The sequence below is a fragment of the Blastococcus saxobsidens genome (genome assembly GCF_002938435.1).
GTDB lineage: Bacteria > Actinomycetota > Actinomycetes > Mycobacteriales > Geodermatophilaceae > Blastococcus > Blastococcus saxobsidens.
The window spans coordinates 20,662-35,386 of the sequence record NZ_POQT01000031.1 but is presented as its reverse complement, the minus strand read 5'-3'; the positions used below and the strand labels follow the sequence as shown (position 1 = coordinate 35,386).

At 73.0% G+C, this 14,725-nt stretch carries 13 protein-coding genes and 3 tRNA genes; 12 read left to right on the top strand and 4 right to left on the bottom strand.

Going from position 1 to position 14,725, the window contains the following annotated elements:
- Positions 1–19: 19 nt before the first annotated feature.
- Positions 20–400: a VOC family protein gene (locus tag C5507_RS16835; protein ID WP_104529667.1), complete on the bottom strand. Its 381-nt coding sequence runs from the start codon at positions 398–400 to the stop codon at positions 20–22.
- Between the two features lie 42 nt (positions 401–442).
- Between C5507_RS16835 and C5507_RS16830 the strand changes: the two genes are divergently transcribed.
- The 10 genes from C5507_RS16830 to C5507_RS16785 all read left to right on the top strand — a co-directional run bounded on the left by C5507_RS16830 (position 443) and on the right by C5507_RS16785 (position 8,863).
- A complete protein-coding gene (locus C5507_RS16830; RefSeq protein ID WP_104529666.1) occupies positions 443–1,255 on the top strand; it encodes a fumarylacetoacetate hydrolase family protein in 813 nt (270 codons plus the stop codon).
- A complete protein-coding gene (gene gltX, locus C5507_RS16825; RefSeq protein WP_104529665.1) occupies positions 1,252–2,727 on the top strand; it encodes a glutamate--tRNA ligase in 1,476 nt (491 codons plus the stop codon). The genes C5507_RS16830 and gltX overlap by 4 nt, the downstream gene beginning before the upstream one ends.
- Complete coding sequence (locus C5507_RS16820; protein WP_130504244.1) at positions 2,724–3,887, top strand: CPBP family intramembrane glutamic endopeptidase; 1,164 nt, start codon at positions 2,724–2,726, stop codon at positions 3,885–3,887. Before gltX ends, C5507_RS16820 begins: the two co-directional genes overlap by 4 nt.
- Positions 3,888–3,973: 86 nt before the next feature.
- A tRNA-Gln gene (locus C5507_RS16815) sits at positions 3,974–4,045 on the top strand.
- 42 nt (positions 4,046–4,087) lie between these two features.
- Positions 4,088–4,160, top strand: a tRNA-Glu gene (locus tag C5507_RS16810).
- A 112-nt stretch (positions 4,161–4,272) separates the two neighbouring features.
- Positions 4,273–4,345, top strand: a tRNA-Glu gene (locus C5507_RS16805).
- A gap of 181 nt (positions 4,346–4,526) precedes the next feature.
- Positions 4,527–5,621 (top strand): galactose-1-phosphate uridylyltransferase, encoded by a 1,095-nt coding sequence (gene galT / locus C5507_RS16800; protein ID WP_104529663.1) that lies wholly within the window; start codon positions 4,527–4,529, stop codon positions 5,619–5,621.
- Between the two features lie 88 nt (positions 5,622–5,709).
- Complete coding sequence (galK, locus tag C5507_RS16795) at positions 5,710–6,876, top strand: galactokinase (RefSeq protein ID WP_242611116.1); 1,167 nt, start codon at positions 5,710–5,712, stop codon at positions 6,874–6,876.
- A 26-nt stretch (positions 6,877–6,902) separates the two neighbouring features.
- Entirely contained in the window at positions 6,903–8,567 is a 1,665-nt protein-coding gene (locus C5507_RS16790; protein WP_104529662.1) for a sodium:solute symporter family protein, read from the top strand.
- Positions 8,568–8,584: 17 nt separating this feature from the next.
- On the top strand, positions 8,585–8,863 hold the full coding sequence (locus C5507_RS16785) for a hypothetical protein (RefSeq protein ID WP_104529661.1): 279 nt from the start codon (positions 8,585–8,587) through the stop codon (positions 8,861–8,863).
- Between the two features lie 4 nt (positions 8,864–8,867).
- Here C5507_RS16785 and C5507_RS16780 read toward each other — a convergent pair whose 3' ends face one another.
- Positions 8,868–9,590 (bottom strand): IclR family transcriptional regulator, encoded by a 723-nt coding sequence (locus C5507_RS16780; RefSeq protein WP_104529660.1) that lies wholly within the window; start codon positions 9,588–9,590, stop codon positions 8,868–8,870.
- Between the two features lie 55 nt (positions 9,591–9,645).
- Here C5507_RS16780 and leuC point away from each other — a divergent pair, with 55 nt between their 5' ends.
- Together leuC and leuD are read left to right on the top strand one after the other, a co-directional pair.
- Complete coding sequence (gene leuC, locus C5507_RS16775) at positions 9,646–11,052, top strand: 3-isopropylmalate dehydratase large subunit (protein WP_104529659.1); 1,407 nt, start codon at positions 9,646–9,648, stop codon at positions 11,050–11,052.
- 5 nt (positions 11,053–11,057) lie between these two features.
- Complete coding sequence (gene leuD / locus C5507_RS16770; protein ID WP_104529658.1) at positions 11,058–11,657, top strand: 3-isopropylmalate dehydratase small subunit; 600 nt, start codon at positions 11,058–11,060, stop codon at positions 11,655–11,657.
- 72 nt (positions 11,658–11,729) lie between these two features.
- Here the strand turns inward: leuD and C5507_RS16765 are convergent, their stop codons facing one another.
- A complete protein-coding gene (locus C5507_RS16765) occupies positions 11,730–12,650 on the bottom strand; it encodes an NUDIX hydrolase (RefSeq protein ID WP_104529657.1) in 921 nt (306 codons plus the stop codon).
- Positions 12,634–14,721 (bottom strand): RNA degradosome polyphosphate kinase, encoded by a 2,088-nt coding sequence (locus C5507_RS16760; protein ID WP_242611114.1) that lies wholly within the window; start codon positions 14,719–14,721, stop codon positions 12,634–12,636. Before C5507_RS16760 ends, C5507_RS16765 begins: the two co-directional genes overlap by 17 nt.
- Between the last annotated feature and the right edge of the window lie 4 nt (positions 14,722–14,725).

Sequence of the window (14,725 nt, the reverse complement as noted above, 5' to 3'; positions counted from 1 at the left end):
CCGCGACCGACCCACCCGGCTACGCCGGATCGAGCCGCCTGCGCAGCAGGCAGAACTCGTTGCCCTCGGGGTCGGTGAGCACGTGCCAGGTCGCCCCCGGCCCCTGGCCCACGTCGGCGGGTGCCGCGCCCAGCTCCAGCAGCCGCTGCAGCTCGGCGTCCTGGTCCCGGTCGGTGGGGCTGACGTCGATGTGCAGCCGCACCTTCCCCGGCGTCGGCTCGGCGACCGGCACGAAGACCAGCGTGGGCGCGACCCCGCCGAACCCGGCCTCGGGGCCGATCTCGACGGCGCCGTCGTCCTCCCGCCCGACCACCCGGTAGTCGAGCACCGCCGCCCAGAAGGCGGCCAAGGACTCGGGGTCGCGGCTGTCGACGACGAGTTCGGAGAAGCGGCAGGCCATGGGCGAACGATAGGCCGGACGGGACGCGGCTAACCTCGGCTCGTGCGCATCGTCCGTTTCGCCTCACCTCAGGGCATGTCCTTCGGCGTTCTCGACGGGGACGGCCAGATCGCCCAGATCGAGGGCCACCCCTTCGGCCAGATCAACTTCACCGGCACGCGGTTCGCGCAGGCGGACATCCGGCTGCTCTCGCCGATCCTCCCGAGCAAGGTGGTCGCGATCGGCAAGAACTACGCCGACCACGTCGCCGAGATGAGAACCGGGGACGCGCCGGGGGAGCCGCTGATGTTCCTCAAGCCGTCGACCTCGGTGATCGGCCCGGGGGACGCCATCCGTATCCCGCCCGGGAGCACGAACGTGCACCACGAGGTCGAGCTCGCCGTCGTCATCGGTGCCCGCGGGGCCCGCAACGTGACGCCGGAGCAGGCGCTGAGCAGCGTGTTCGGCTACACGATCGGCAACGACATCAGCGAGCGGGACTTCCAGAAGAACGACGGTCAGTGGACCCGCGCCAAGGGCTTCGACTCCTTCTGCCCGCTGGGCCCGTGGATCGAGACCGACCTGCCGGGCCTGGGCCTGGACCCGTCGGATCTCGAGCTCTCCTGCACGGTGGACGGCGAGCTGCGGCAGAGGGGGCGGACGAGCCAGCTGCTCTTCGGCCTCCCGCGGCTGATCAGCCACGTCTCCCAGGTGATGACCCTGCTTCCCGGTGACGTCCTGCTCACCGGCACGCCCGCGGGCGTCGGCCCGATCCGCCCCGGCCAGCAGGTCGAGTGCACGATCCAGGGGCTGGGCACCCTGACCAACTCGGTCACCGACGCCGACCCGGTCTCCACCGCGGGCGCGGCCCGGTGAGCGTCCGGACCAGGTTCTGCCCGTCGCCCACGGGCATGGTGCACGTCGGCCTGATGCGGACGGCCCTGTTCAACTGGGCGCACGCCCGGCACACCGGCGGGCAGCTGGTGCTGCGCATCGAGGACACCGACGCCAGCCGCGACTCCGAGGAGTCCTTCGAGCACCTGCTGCGCAGCCTGCGGTGGCTGGGCATCGACTGGGACGAGGGCCCGGACGTCGGCGGTCCGCACGGGCCCTACCGGCAGTCCGAGCGGCACGACGTCTACCGCGACGTCGCGGCGCGGCTGCTGGAGAGCGGCCACGCCTACGAGTCCTTCTCCACCAACGAGGAGGTCGACGCGCGCCGGCTGGCCGCCGGGCAGGACCCCAAGCTCGGCTACGACAACGCCGACCGGTTCCTCACCGATGCGCAGAAGCGGGCGTTCCGGGACGAGGGCCGCCAGCCGGTCCTGCGGCTGCGGATGCCCGACGAGGACCTGACCTGGACCGACCTGGTGCGCGGCGAGGTCCGCTTCGCCGCCGGGTCCGTGCCGGACTTCGTCCTCGTCCGCGGCAACGGCGCTCCCCTCTACCCCTTCGTGAACCCGGTGGACGACGCCCTCATGGGCATCACCGACGTCCTGCGCGGGGAGGACCTGCTGCCGTCGACCCCGCGCCAGCTCGCGCTGTACGCGGCGCTGACCGACATCGGTGTCGTCTCCGGGACGCCGCGGTTCGGTCACCTGCCCTACGTCATGGGGGAGGGGACCAAGAAGCTGTCCAAGCGGGACCCCCAGGCCAACTTCGACGTCTACCCCGAGCGGGGCTTCCTGCCCGAGGGGCTGACCAACTACCTGGCGCTGCTCGGCTGGTCGATCGCCGAGGACCGGGACGTGTTCTCCGTGCGGGAGATGGTCGAGGCGTTCGACGTCACCCGGGTCAGCGCCAACCCGGCGCGCTTCGACCTGAAGAAGGCCGAGGCGATCAACGCCACCCACCTGCGGGCGCTGCCGGTGGAGGAGTTCACCGCCCGGGTCGTGCCGTACCTGGCGCAGGCCGGCCTGGTCACCGACCCGCCGACGGCGGAGCAGCAGGCGGTGCTGGAGGCCATCGCGCCGCTGGCCCAGGAGCGCATGGTCGTGCTGTCCGAGGCCGTCGGGCTGCTGGGTTTCCTCTTCGTCGACGAGGTCGCCATCGACCCCGCCGCGGCGGAGAAGCAGCTGGCCGGCGAGGCCGCCGTCGAGGTGCTGGACGCGGCGACGACCGCCCTGCGCGAGCTGCCCGAGTGGACCACCCCGGCGATCGAGCAGGCGTTGAAGGACGCCCTGGTCGAGGGCCTGGGCCGCAAGCCGCGCCAGGCGTTCGGCCCGGTGCGGGTCGCGGTCAGCGGGCGGACGGTCTCGCCACCGCTCTACGAGTCGATGGAGCTGCTGGGCCGCGAGCGGACGCTGGTCCGGCTGGTCGCCGCCCGCGAGGTGGCGACCGCCGGATGAGTGCGCCGGGGGCCGGGTGGCGACCGGACGACGAGCGGTACGCCGGTCCGCCGCCCACCCTGCGGCCCGGGCCCGGCCAGCCGCCGCCCGCCCCCTGGCCGCACCCGGCCCCCTGGCCCCAGTACGCCCCGTGGCCGCCGCAGGGCGGGCCGCAGCCCGCTCCCTGGGGCCCGCAGCCAGGCCCCTGGCCGCCCCAGCCGGTCTGGGCGCCCCCGCCGGGCGCGCCTCCGCACGACGAGCCGCAGACGTTCCTGCACGCCATGCGCGCCCGTGACTGGGCGTGGTGGCGTCCGTTGGTGGGGCTGCTGCTCCTCGCGGTCGTCTTCGGGGTGGCCAGCGCGGTCGTCGGGGTCGTGGGCATCCTCTCCGGCGTCAGCCCGGACCTGACGATGGACGACCTGCTCGACCCCGCCGTCCTCCTCCTCACCAACGGTGCGCTCGTCGTCGCCATCCCGGTGGTGTGGCTGGCCTGGGCGGTGGCGCACGGCATGCGGCCCGGCTGGTCGTCCTCGGTGCTGGCGAGGCTGCGATGGCGGCTGCTGCCCCGGCTCACCGTCCTCGCCCTGGCCACCCTCGGGCTGGCCATCGGCGTGGGGGTCGTCCTCGGGTTCACCGTGGGGGAGGGGGAGGCCGACGGTCCCGTCCCGGGCTGGGGCTGGCTGCTCGTGGTCGTCCTGTTCACGACCCCGCTCCAGTCGGCCGCCGAGGAGTACCTGTTCCGCGGCTACCTCAGCCAGGCGATCGCCGGCTGGGTCCGCGGGCCGGCGGTGGGGGCGGTGCTGGCCGCCGTCGTCACCGGCGCCCTGTTCTCCCTGGCGCACCTGCCACCGGACCTGCCCACGTTCCTGGACCGGTTCGCCTTCGCGCTGGCCGCCTCCGCCGTGGTGTGGCTGACCGGCGGCCTCGAGGCGGCGATCGTGCTGCACGCGGTCAACAACGTGCTGCTGTTCGTCCTCGCCGGCTTCCTCGGCGACGACGTCGTCTCCATGGAGACCCTGCCGGCCGGGGCCGGTCTCGTGTCGCTGGGCGTCGGGGTGCTCGGCCTGGCGGGCTACGTGGCGCTGGTGGCGTGGTGGGCCCGCCGGGCGCGGCCCGAGCTGCGGACGCAGGCCCAGGACCTGCGTCCGCCCTGGCTGCGGCCCCCGGTCCCGGTCGCCTGACCCGCCGACCGGGGGGGGGGGGGGTGGTGCCACCGGCTCCGACGGTGTCGGGTATCGTCTTTCCCGGCGCCGCGAGGTGCCGCCCATGGGGTATGGGGTAATTGGCAGCCCGACGGTTTCTGGTTCCGTTAGTCTAGGTTCGAGTCCTGGTACCCCAGCGAGGAAGCCTGGTTCCTCCTGCACCACCGCACCACCAGCACGGCCCCGTCGTCTAGCGGCCCAGGACGCCGCCCTCTCACGGCGGTAGCGAGGGTTCGAATCCCTTCGGGGCTACGCGATCGAGAGCCCCCGACCACCAGGTCGGGGGCTCTCGCCGTTCCCGGGCTGCGGCACCCGGACCCCCGTCGCCACGGCCGTCCGGGGCATGGCAAAATGGGTGCTGCACGGCCCCGTCGTCTAGCGGCCCAGGACGCCGCCCTCTCACGGCGGTAGCGAGGGTTCGAATCCCTTCGGGGCTACGCGACCGAGCGCCCCCGACCACCAGGTCGGGGGCTCTCGCCGTTCCCGGGAAGCATCGCCTCCGCCACCCGATCGGGCGTCGCGCAGATCGCAGCCGCCTCCGGTGGCAGCGTGATCAAGACGAGGGCTACGGTCGTTCCCGCCGTGCACGCTCCGTGACGGCGGGAAGGCGGGCGCGCGGTGATCCGGACGAGCCGGCGGCTGGCCGACGGCCGCGAAATCCTCTACTTCGACGAGGACGCGGACGCCCCTCCGCGCGACGCGACGGACGGCCGCGACCTGCCGGCCGTCGCCACGCAGTCCCAGCTCCGGTTCGACCCCCTGCTGGGTGAGTGGGTCGTGGTGGCCGCGCACCGGCAGACCCGCACCTTCCTGCCCCCGGCCGACCAGTGCCCGCTGTGCCCCTCGCGGCCCGGCCGGCCGACGGAGATCCCGGAGAGCGACTACCAGGTGGTCGTCTTCGAGAACCGCTTCCCGTCGCTGGCCACCGACGTGGCGCGGGACGTCCCGACGTCGGCTGCCGGCAACCCGCTCGCCGAGCTGCGTCCCGGCTTCGGCCGCTGCGAGGTCGTCTGCTTCACCAGCGACCACGACCGGGACTTCTTCGAGCTCGGCCACCAGCGGGCACGGCTGGTCGTCGACGCCTGGGCCGAGCGCACCGCCGAGCTGTCCGCGCTGGACGGCGTCGAGCAGGTGTTCTGCTTCGAGAACCACGGCGAGGAGATCGGGGTGACGCTCTCCCACCCGCACGGGCAGATCTACGCCTACCCGTTCGTCGCACCGCGGGTGGAGAAGCTGCTGGGCTCGGTGCGCCGGCACCGCGAGGCCACGGGGGGTGACCTGTTCGCCGAGGTCGTGACCGCGGAGCGCTCCGGTCCTCGCGTCGTCGCGGCGAACGAGCACTGGACGGCGTTCGTGCCCGCGGCCGCCCGCTGGCCCTACGAGGTGCAGCTGTTCCCGACCCGCAAGGTGGCCGACCTCCCCGAGCTGACGGACGCCGAGCGGGACGCCTTCGTCGACGTCTACCTCGACGTCCTCGGCCGGTTCGCCCACCGGTTCGACACCCCGATGCCCTACATCGCCTCCTGGAACCAGGCCCCGGCGCGTGCCCGGGACGAGTGGTGGCTGCACCTGCAGCTGTTCTCGCTGCGACGTGCGCCCGGCAAGCTCAAGTACCTGGCCGGGTCGGAGTCCGGGATGGGCGCCTTCATCACCGACACGAACCCCGAGGACGTCGCCGAGCAGCTGAGGAACGCGCAGGTGACAGCCGAGTGAGCCTCGTAGGGAGCGCCGGCGACCGAGGAGCGCCGGCGACCGAGGAGCGCCGGCGAGGCCGGAGCCGAGCCATGGGCAGGGTCTCGTGGTGACCGACGCCGCCGCGGCCGAGCGGGTGGCCGCCGCCTTCGCCGACAGCTTCGGGCAGCAGTCCGAGGGCGTCTGGGCGGCGCCGGGGCGGGTCAACGTCATCGGGGAGCACACCGACTACAACGGCGGCTTCGTGCTGCCCGTGGCGCTGCCGCACACGATCCGCGCCGCCGTCGCGCGCCGGGACGACGGGCTGCTGGTCCTGGCCTCCGCGCAGCACCTCGGCGCGCGCGCCGAGGTCGCCGTGGCCGATCTCGAGCCGGGCCGGCCGGAGGGCTGGGCCGGCTATCCCGCCGGGGTCGTGCACGCGCTCGCCGGCCGGGTCCCCGGCGGGCTGAGCATCCTGGTCGACGGCGACGTCCCCTCCGGGGCCGGGCTCTCGTCCTCGGCGGCGCTCTCCTGCTCCGTGGCGCTCGCGGTGCGCGACCTGCTGGACCTCGACCTGGACGCCGACGCGTTGATCGACGTCGCCCGCCGGGCAGAGAACGACTTCGTGGGTGCGCCCACCGGTGCGCTCGACCAGTCGGCCTCGGTGCTGTGCACCGCCGGGCACGCGCTGTTCCTGGACACCCGCGACGGCACCCGCGAGCAGGTGCCGCTGGACCTCGCGGCGGCCGGCCTGGCGCTGCTGGTCATCGACACCGGCACCACGCACGACCACGCCGAGGGTGGCTACCGCGACCGCCGCCGGGAGTGCGAGCGGGCCGCCGAGCGGCTCGGGGTCGACCTGCTCCGCGAGATCGAGGACGTCGCCGCCCTCGACCCCCTGGCCGACGGCTCGGACGAGGGGGACGTGCTGCTGCGGCGCGCCCGCCACGTCGTCACCGAGGACGCCCGGGTGCTGCAGGTGGTGGCGACGCTGCGGGGCGACGCCGACCCGCGCGTGATCGGCCCGGTGCTCACCGCCGGGCACGAGTCGCTGCGGGACGACTTCGAGATCTCCGTGCCGCTGGTCGACGCCTGCGTCGAGGCCGCGCTCGCCGCCGGCGCCCACGGCGCCCGGATGGTCGGGGGCGGGTTCGGCGGCAGCGTCGTCGCCCTCATCGAGGCCGGGGCCGCCGACGACATCACCGGCGCGGTCACCGAACGCTTCGCGCGGGAGCAGCACCGGGCTCCGCGCACCTTCGTCGTCATCCCGTCCGCCGGCGCCCGACGGCTGGCCTGACCGCACTCCCGAGAGAAGGAACCCCGTTGGGCGACTCATTGAGACTGGACGCCGGCTTCGTCGACTACCTGCTGGTCGCCGCCTACTTCGCCGTCGTGCTGCTGATCGGCTTCGCCGCACGCCGAGGGGTCTCCGACAGCCTCGACTTCTTCCTGTCCGGCCGCTCGCTGCCCGCCTGGGTGACCGGGCTCGCGTTCATCTCGGCCAACCTGGGCGCGGTCGAGATCGTCGGCATGTCGGCCAACGGCGCGCAGTACGGCATGTCGACGATGCACTACTTCTGGATCGGCGCCGTGCCCGCGATGCTGTTCCTCGGCGTCGTGATGATGCCCTTCTACTACGGGTCGAAGGTGCGCAGCGTCCCGGAGTTCATGCGCCGCCGGTTCGGCACCGGCGCGCACCTGGTCAACGCGATCAGCTTCGCCGTCGCACAGGTCCTGATCGCCGGCATCAACCTCTACCTGCTCGCCACGATCGTGGAGGCGCTGCTGGGGTGGCCGCTGTGGGTCTCGCTCATCGTCGCGGCGGCCGTGGTGCTCAGCTACATCACCCTCGGCGGGTTGTCCGCCGCCATCTACAACGAGGTCCTGCAGTTCTTCGTCATCGTGGCCGCGCTGCTGCCGCTGACCCTCATCGGCCTGCACCGCGTCGGCGGGGTGGGCGGGCTGATCGACCGGGTCACCGACTCGGGCCGGGGTGAGGAGCTGACCTCGTGGCCGGCCACCGACCTGTCCGGCTTCGAGAACCCGGTGTGGTCGGTGATCGGCATCATCTTCGGTCTGGGCTTCGTGCTGTCCTTCGGCTACTGGACCACCAACTTCGTCGAGGTCCAGCGCGCCATGGCGACCAAGTCGATGTCGGCGGCGCGCGCGACGCCGATCATCGGGTCGTTCCCGAAGATGTTCGTGCCGTTCATCGTGGTCATCCCGGGCCTGATCGCCACGGTGCTCGTCCCGGAGGTCGTCGAGGCCCGGGCGGCCGCCGACCCGGACTTCGACTACAACAACTCGATCCTGCTGCTCATCCGCGACGTGCTGCCCAACGGGCTGCTCGGCGTGGCGCTCGCCGGCCTGCTGGCGGCCTTCATGGCGGGCATGGCGGCCAACATCTCGGCCTTCAACACCGTGTTCAGCTACGACCTGTGGCAGCAGTACGTGAAGAAGGACCGGCCCGACGGCTACTACCTCGCCGTGGGGCGGTGGGCGACCGTCGGGGCGACGGTGGCCGCCATCGGGACGGCGCTGATCGCGGCCGGTTACACGAACCTGATGGACTACCTGCAGACGCTGTTCGGCTTCTTCAACGCCCCGCTGTTCGCAACGTTCATCCTGGGCATGTTCTGGAAGCGGATGACGCCGACCGCCGGGTGGACCGGGCTGGTCTCGGGCACGCTCGCCGCGATGGTCGTGTTCGTGATGAGCGAGACCGGGGTGATCGAGCTGCCGGGTCAGGGCACGGCGTTCGTGGCGGCCGGCGCCGCCTTCGTCGTCGACATCGTGGTCAGCGTCGCGGTGACCTCGGTGACCGCGCCCAAGCCCGCGTCGGAGCTGGCCGGGCTGGTCTACTCCGAGACACCCCGGGAGGTGCGCACCGACCCGGAGGCGCACCTCCTGCCCTGGTACCGGTCGCCGGTGCCCCTGGCCGGCATCGCCCTGGTGCTGGTCATCGCCCTGAACGTCATCTTCCGCTGAGCGAGGGGACCGCAGCCGTGAGCAGCGCATCCAGCAGCAACGACCGTCCGCAGTCGGCGGGCGCGTTCGACATCCGCAACGTGATCGGCGCTCTCATCGGGTTCTACGGCGTCGTCCTGGTGATCATGGGGCTGGTCAACAACACCGCCGAGGAGCAGGCGAAGACCGGCGGCTGGAACGCCAACCTCTGGGTCGGGATCGCGATGCTGCTCTTCGGCCTGGCCTTCGTGCTGTGGTCCAGGCTCCGCCCGGTGGTCGTCGACCCGCCGAAGGCCGACGCCGACCGGCGGGACTGACGGCTCAGCGGGCGGCGCGGGAGATCGCTGCCGAGGCGTCGAGCACCGCGCCGATGACCTCGGCGGCGGGCCGGCGACCCAGCCGCTCGACCGGTCCCGAGATCGACACCGCGCCGAGGACGGCCCCCGTCCCGTCGCGCACCGGGGCGGACAGGGAGGCCACCCCGGCCTCGCGCTCGGCGACGCTGTGCGCCCAGCCGCGCCGGCGGACGTCAAGCAGCGTCCGGGCGGTGAAGCTGGCGTTGGGCAGCAGCCGGTTCACCTCGTCGGCCGGCATGAACGCCAGCAGCGCGTGGGCGGCCGAGCCGGCGGTCATGGGCAGGCGCGCGCCCACCGGAACGGTGTCCCGCAGCCCGCTCGTGCGCTCGGCGGCGGCGACGCAGACGCGCGTGGCGCCGTCCCGGACGTAGAACTGCGCGCTCTCGCCGGTCAGGTCCCGCAGGGTGGCCAGGTGCCGCCCGGCGATCTCGCCGATGTCGGCGGTGCCGCGCCCCAGCTCCGCCAGCGCAGGCCCGGGCGCCCAGCTGCCGCCGTCGGTCCGGCGCACCAGGCGGTGGCCCTCGAGCGCGACGGCCAGCCGGTGGGCCGTCGCGCGGGGCAGGCCGGTGCGCACCACGAGCTCGGCGAGGGTCGCCGGCTCCTGCGCCACGGCATGGAGGATCGACACCGCTTTGTCCAGAACCGCTACCGGGTTAGGCTGTCCCACACAGCAATACTTGCATCCCATGCAATGAGATCGCTACCGCGATCCCCCCAGCGGATGCCCGGTGAGAGGACGAACCGTGCCGAAGACCCTGGCAGAGAAGGTGTACGAGGCCCACGTGGTGCGCAGCACCGCGGGCGAGCCCGACCTGCTCTACATCGACCTCCACCTCGTGCACGAGGTGACCAGCCCGCAGGCCTTCGACGGCCTCCGGGCCGCCGGGCGCACGGTCCGCCGTCCTGACCTGACGATGGCGACGGAGGACCACAACGTCCCGACGCTGGACATCCTCAGCCCCATCGCCGACCCGATCAGCCGGGCGCAGGTCGACGCGCTGCGCCGGAACGCCGCCGAGTTCGGCATCCGGCTGGCCCCCATGGGCGACCGCGACCAGGGCATCGTGCACGTGATCGGCCCGCAGCTGGGGCTCACCCAGCCCGGCATGACGATCGTCTGCGGGGACAGCCACACCTCCACGCACGGGGCGTTCGGGGCGCTGGCGTTCGGCATCGGCACCAGCGAGGTCGAGCACGTGCTCGCCACCCAGACGCTGCCCCAGTACAAGCCCAAGCAGATGGCGGTCACCGTCGACGGCGAGCTGCCCCCGGGCGTCTCGGCGAAGGACGTGATCCTGGCCGTCATCGCGCAGATCGGCACCAACGGCGCCGCCGGTCACGTCATCGAGTACCGCGGCAGCGCCATCGAGGCGCTGTCCATGGAGGCCCGGATGACGATCTGCAACATGTCGATCGAGGCCGGCGCCAAGGCCGGGCTGATCGCGCCGGACCAGACCACCTTCGACTTCCTGGAGGGCCGCCCGCACGCCCCGCAGGGCGCCGACTGGGACGCCGCGGTCGAGTACTGGTCGACGCTGCGCACCGACGAGGGCGCCGTCTTCGACGCCGAGGTGGTCCTGGACGCCGCCACCCTGACGCCCTTCGTCACCTGGGGCACCAACCCCGGCCAGGGGCTGCCGATCAGCGAGCGGGTGCCCGACCCGGCGCAGATCGCCGACGAGGGTGAGCGCCAGGCCGCGGAGCAGGCGCTGGCCTACATGGGCCTGACCCCGGGCACGCCGCTCACCGAGATCGAGGTCGACACCGTCTTCCTCGGCTCCTGCACCAACGGCCGCATCGAGGACCTGCGGGTCGCCGCGGAGCTGCTGCGGGGGAAGACCATCGACCCGAGCACCCGCATGCTCGTCGTCCCGGGCTCGGTCGGGGTGAAGAGCCAGGCCGAGGCCGAGGGCCTGGACAAGGTCTTCATCGACGCCGGGGCCGAGTGGCGGGGGGCGGGCTGCTCGATGTGCCTGGGCATGAACCCCGACCAGCTCAAGCCGGGGGAACGCTCCGCCTCCACCAGCAACCGCAACTTCCAGGGCCGGCAGGGCAAGGGTGGGCGCACCCACCTGGTGTCGCCGTCGGTGGCCGCGGCCACCGCGCTCACCGGCCGCCTGACCGCCCCCGCCGACCTGATCGGAGCCTGACCGACGTGGACGCCTTCATCACGCACACCGGCACGGTCGCCCCGCTGCGCCGCAGCGCCGTCGACACCGACCAGATCATCCCGGCCGAGTACCTCAAGCGGATCACCCGCACCGGGTTCGAGGACGGACTGTTCGTCGCCTGGCGCACCAACGAGCCGGACTTCGTGCTCAACAAGCCCGAGTACGCCGACGCCTCGATCCTCGTCGCCGGGCCCGACTTCGGTACCGGTTCCTCCCGCGAGCACGCCGTCTGGGCGCTGCTGGACGGCGGGTTCCGCGTCGTCATCTCCTCGCGGTTCGCCGACATCTTCAAGAACAACTCGACCAAGGCCGGGCTGCTCACCGTCGTCCTGCCGCAGGCCGAGGTGGAGGCGCTGTGGGCGGCCGCCGAGGCCGACCCGACCACGCAGGTGACCGTCGACCTGCAGGCCAAGCTGGTCACCTACGGCGGCACGACGGTCCCGTTCGAGGCCGACGACTACACCCGCTGGCGGCTCCTGGAAGGCCTGGACGACGTCGGGCTGACCGAGCGGCACCTCGGCGACGTCGAGGCCTTCGAGGCCCGCCGGCCGGCCTGGCTGCCGAAGGCCCTCCCGGCGCTCTGACCCGCGCCACCCCGGGCATGGGAAGCGATACATGCGTCGTCGCCCCGCAAACGCATGTATCGCTTCCCATGCCTAGGTCCCGGGGGCGTCCGGATCCGGCTCGACGTCGCGGAAGTAGTCGGCCACCAGGGCGCCCGGCCGGCCGCCGAGCGCCCACACGCTGCCCTTGGCGGCCGGCGCCGGCAGCCCGCGGACCCCGTGGCCGTGCACGCCCAGGGCGCCGAGCACGGTGGGGATGGTGCCGCCCTGGCTGCAGACGACGGTGACGCCGGGCCCCTCCAGCAGCCGCAGCGCCGTGTCCAGCGCACGGTGCGGGTCGCCGCCGAACTCCGGCTCCCCGAACTCGGGCAGGTCGTCGACCGCCAGTCCCAGCCGCTCGGCCAGCGGCGCCACGGTCTGCCGGCACCGCAGCGGCGCGGCCGTCACGACCCGGGTGGGGCAGAACAGCGGCAGCACGCCGGCCAGCTGCCGGGCCTGCTGCTCGCCGGCCGGCGTCAGCGGGCGCACGGCGTCGGGCCCCTCCCACGCGCTCTCGCTCCCGGCCTTGCCGTGCCGCACCAGCAGCAGCCGCGGCTCGCGCGGGACGTCGGTGCGGGCGGCGTCGGCGATCACCAGCCGGTCGTGGTCGTGGGTGACCAGCGCCGTGGCGTCGTCGGGGGACAGCCACCGCAGTTCGTCCACCTCGTCGCTGACGACGAAGGTGTCCCCGACGCACCGCATGAGCCAGTAGTCCACGCGCTTGGGTGCGCCGTCGACCGCGTACTGGGTCGTGGGCCCGCGACGCCCGGCGACCACCGCCAGGCCGGTCTCCTCGAGCACCTCCCGGCAGGCGGCGACCAGCGCGTGCTCACCGGCCTCGAGCTTCCCCTTGGGCAGGGACCAGTCGTCGTAGCGGGGCCGGTGCACGACGGCGATCTCGATGCCGTTGCCGGCCGGCCGCCACACGACACCGCCGGCGGCCGCGACGGTCGACCGGTCAGCCGGCGAGGTCATGGATCCGGTGCAGCAGCTCGGCCTGGTAATCACGCCCCTCCAGGTGCTCCCAGCGCCCGTCGCTGCGCAGCTCCCAGCAGCGCACGCCCGGCTCCATCGCCGGGGCGAGCGTCTCGTGCAGCTGTGTGCGGGCCGCCTCGTCGCAGACCCGCAGGAGCACCTCCACCCGGCGGTCGAGGTTGCGGTGCATGAGGTCGGCGCTGCCGATCCACCACTCGTCCGCCCCGCCGTTGACGAACGAGATGACCCGCGAGTGCTCCAGGAAGCGGCCGACGATCGAGCGGACCCGGATCGTCTCCGACAGCCCTTCGACCCCCGGGCGCAGCGCGCAGATGCCGCGCACGAACAGCTCCACCGGGACGCCGGCCCGCGAGGCCTCGTAGAGCGCGTCGATGATCCGCTCGTCGACCAGCGAGTTCACCTTGATGCGGATGCCGGCGGAGCGGCCCTCGGCGGCGTGCCGCGCCTCCCGGCGGATCTTCTCCACCAGGCCGTTGCGGATCCCGTGCGGGGCCACCATGAGCGTCCGGTAGTTGGTCTGCCGCGAGTAGCCGGTGAGGGTGTTGAACAGGTCGGTGAGGTCCGCGCCCACGCGCGGGTCGGCGGTCAGGATGCCGACGTCCTCGTAGATGCGCGCCGTCTTCGGGTTGTAGTTGCCGGTGCCGATGTGGCAGTACCGCCGGATCACGCCCTGCTCCCGGCGCACCACCAGCGCCGTCTTGCAATGCGTCTTGAGGCCCACCAGCCCGTAGACGACGTGGCAGCCGGCCCGCTCCAGCGAGCGGGCCCAGCTGATGTTGGCCTCCTCGTCGAACCGGGCCTTGATCTCCACCAGGACCACGACCTGCTTGCCGGCCTCGGCGGCCTCGATGAGCGCGTTGACGATGGGGGAGTCGCCGGAGGTGCGGTACAGGGTCTGCTTGATCGCCAGCACGTTCGGGTCGGCCGCCGCCTGCTCGATGAAGCGCTGCACGCTGGTGGCGAACGAGTGGTAGGGGTGGTGCAGCAGGACGTCGCCCTCGCGCAGGGTGGCGAAGACGCTCTTGGGGGTCTCCCCGTCGCTGAGCCGCGGGTGCGTGGCCGGCACGAAGGGCTCGTCCTTGAGCTCCGGTCGGTCCAGGTCGTAGAGCGCCCACAGCGAGGCCAGGTCGAGCAGCCCGGGCACGTGGACGACGTCGGCGGGGGACACCTCCAGCTCGGAGATCAGCACCTCGAGGATCCGGGGGTCCATCGGCTCGGCGACCTCCAGCCGCACCGCGGGCCCGAACCGGCGGCGCGCGAGCTCGCGCTCGAGGGCCTGCAGGAGGTCCTCGTCGCGGTCCTCCTCGACCTCCAGGTCGGCGTTGCGGGTGACGCGGAAGAAGTGGTGGTCGTTCACCTCCAGGCCCGGGAAGAGCTGCGAGAGGTGCGCGGCGATGAGGTCCTCCAGCGGGAGGAAGGTCGCGGTGCCGACGGCGTCCGGCCCGGCACCGGTGGACACGGGCACGAACCGCGGCACGTTGTTGGGCACCTTGAGCCGGGCGAAGCGCGGGGCACCGGTCTCGGGGTCGCGCACCGACACGGCCAGGTTCAGGGACAGCCCGCTGATGTATGGGAAGGGGTGCGCGGGGTCCACCGCCAGCGGGGTGAGCACGGGGAAGACCTGGTCGCGGAAGTACTCGCGCAGCCGGACCGCCGCGCTCTCCTCCAGCTCGTCCCAGCGCACGATCCGGATGCCGGCCTCCTCCAGCCGCGGCAGCACGTCCTTGTTGAAGACGTCGGAGTGCCGCTGCACCAGCTCCTGGGTGCGCGCGGTGACCCGTTCCAGCTGCTCGCGGATGGTCAGCCCGTCGGGGGAGCGGACGGTGAGCCCGGTGTTCTGCCGTCGCTTCAGCCCGGCGATCCGGACCATGTAGAACTCGTCGAGGTTGCTGGCGAAGATCGCCAGGTACTTGACCCGCTCCAGCAGGGGCAGGCCGTCGTCCTCGGCCAGTTCCAGCACCCGGGAGTTGAAGTCCAGCCAGGACAGTTCCCGGTTCAGGTACCGATCGGGCGGGAGTGCGGTCGTGCGGTTCGCAGCGTCGGAAGGCACGTCG

Excerpts from the sequence above, each read along its gene's own strand:
- C5507_RS16835 (WP_104529667.1), bottom strand. The coding sequence starts at position 400 with ATGGCCTGCCGCTTCTCCGAACTCGTCGTCGACAGCCGCGACCCCGAG.
- C5507_RS16780 (WP_104529660.1), bottom strand. The coding sequence starts at position 9,590 with ATGGGATGCAAGTATTGCTGTGTGGGACAGCCTAACCCGGTAGCGGTT.
- C5507_RS16820 (WP_130504244.1), top strand. The coding sequence starts at position 2,724 with ATGAGTGCGCCGGGGGCCGGGTGGCGACCGGACGACGAGCGGTACGCC.
- C5507_RS16765 (WP_104529657.1), bottom strand. The coding sequence starts at position 12,650 with ATGACCTCGCCGGCTGACCGGTCGACCGTCGCGGCCGCCGGCGGTGTC.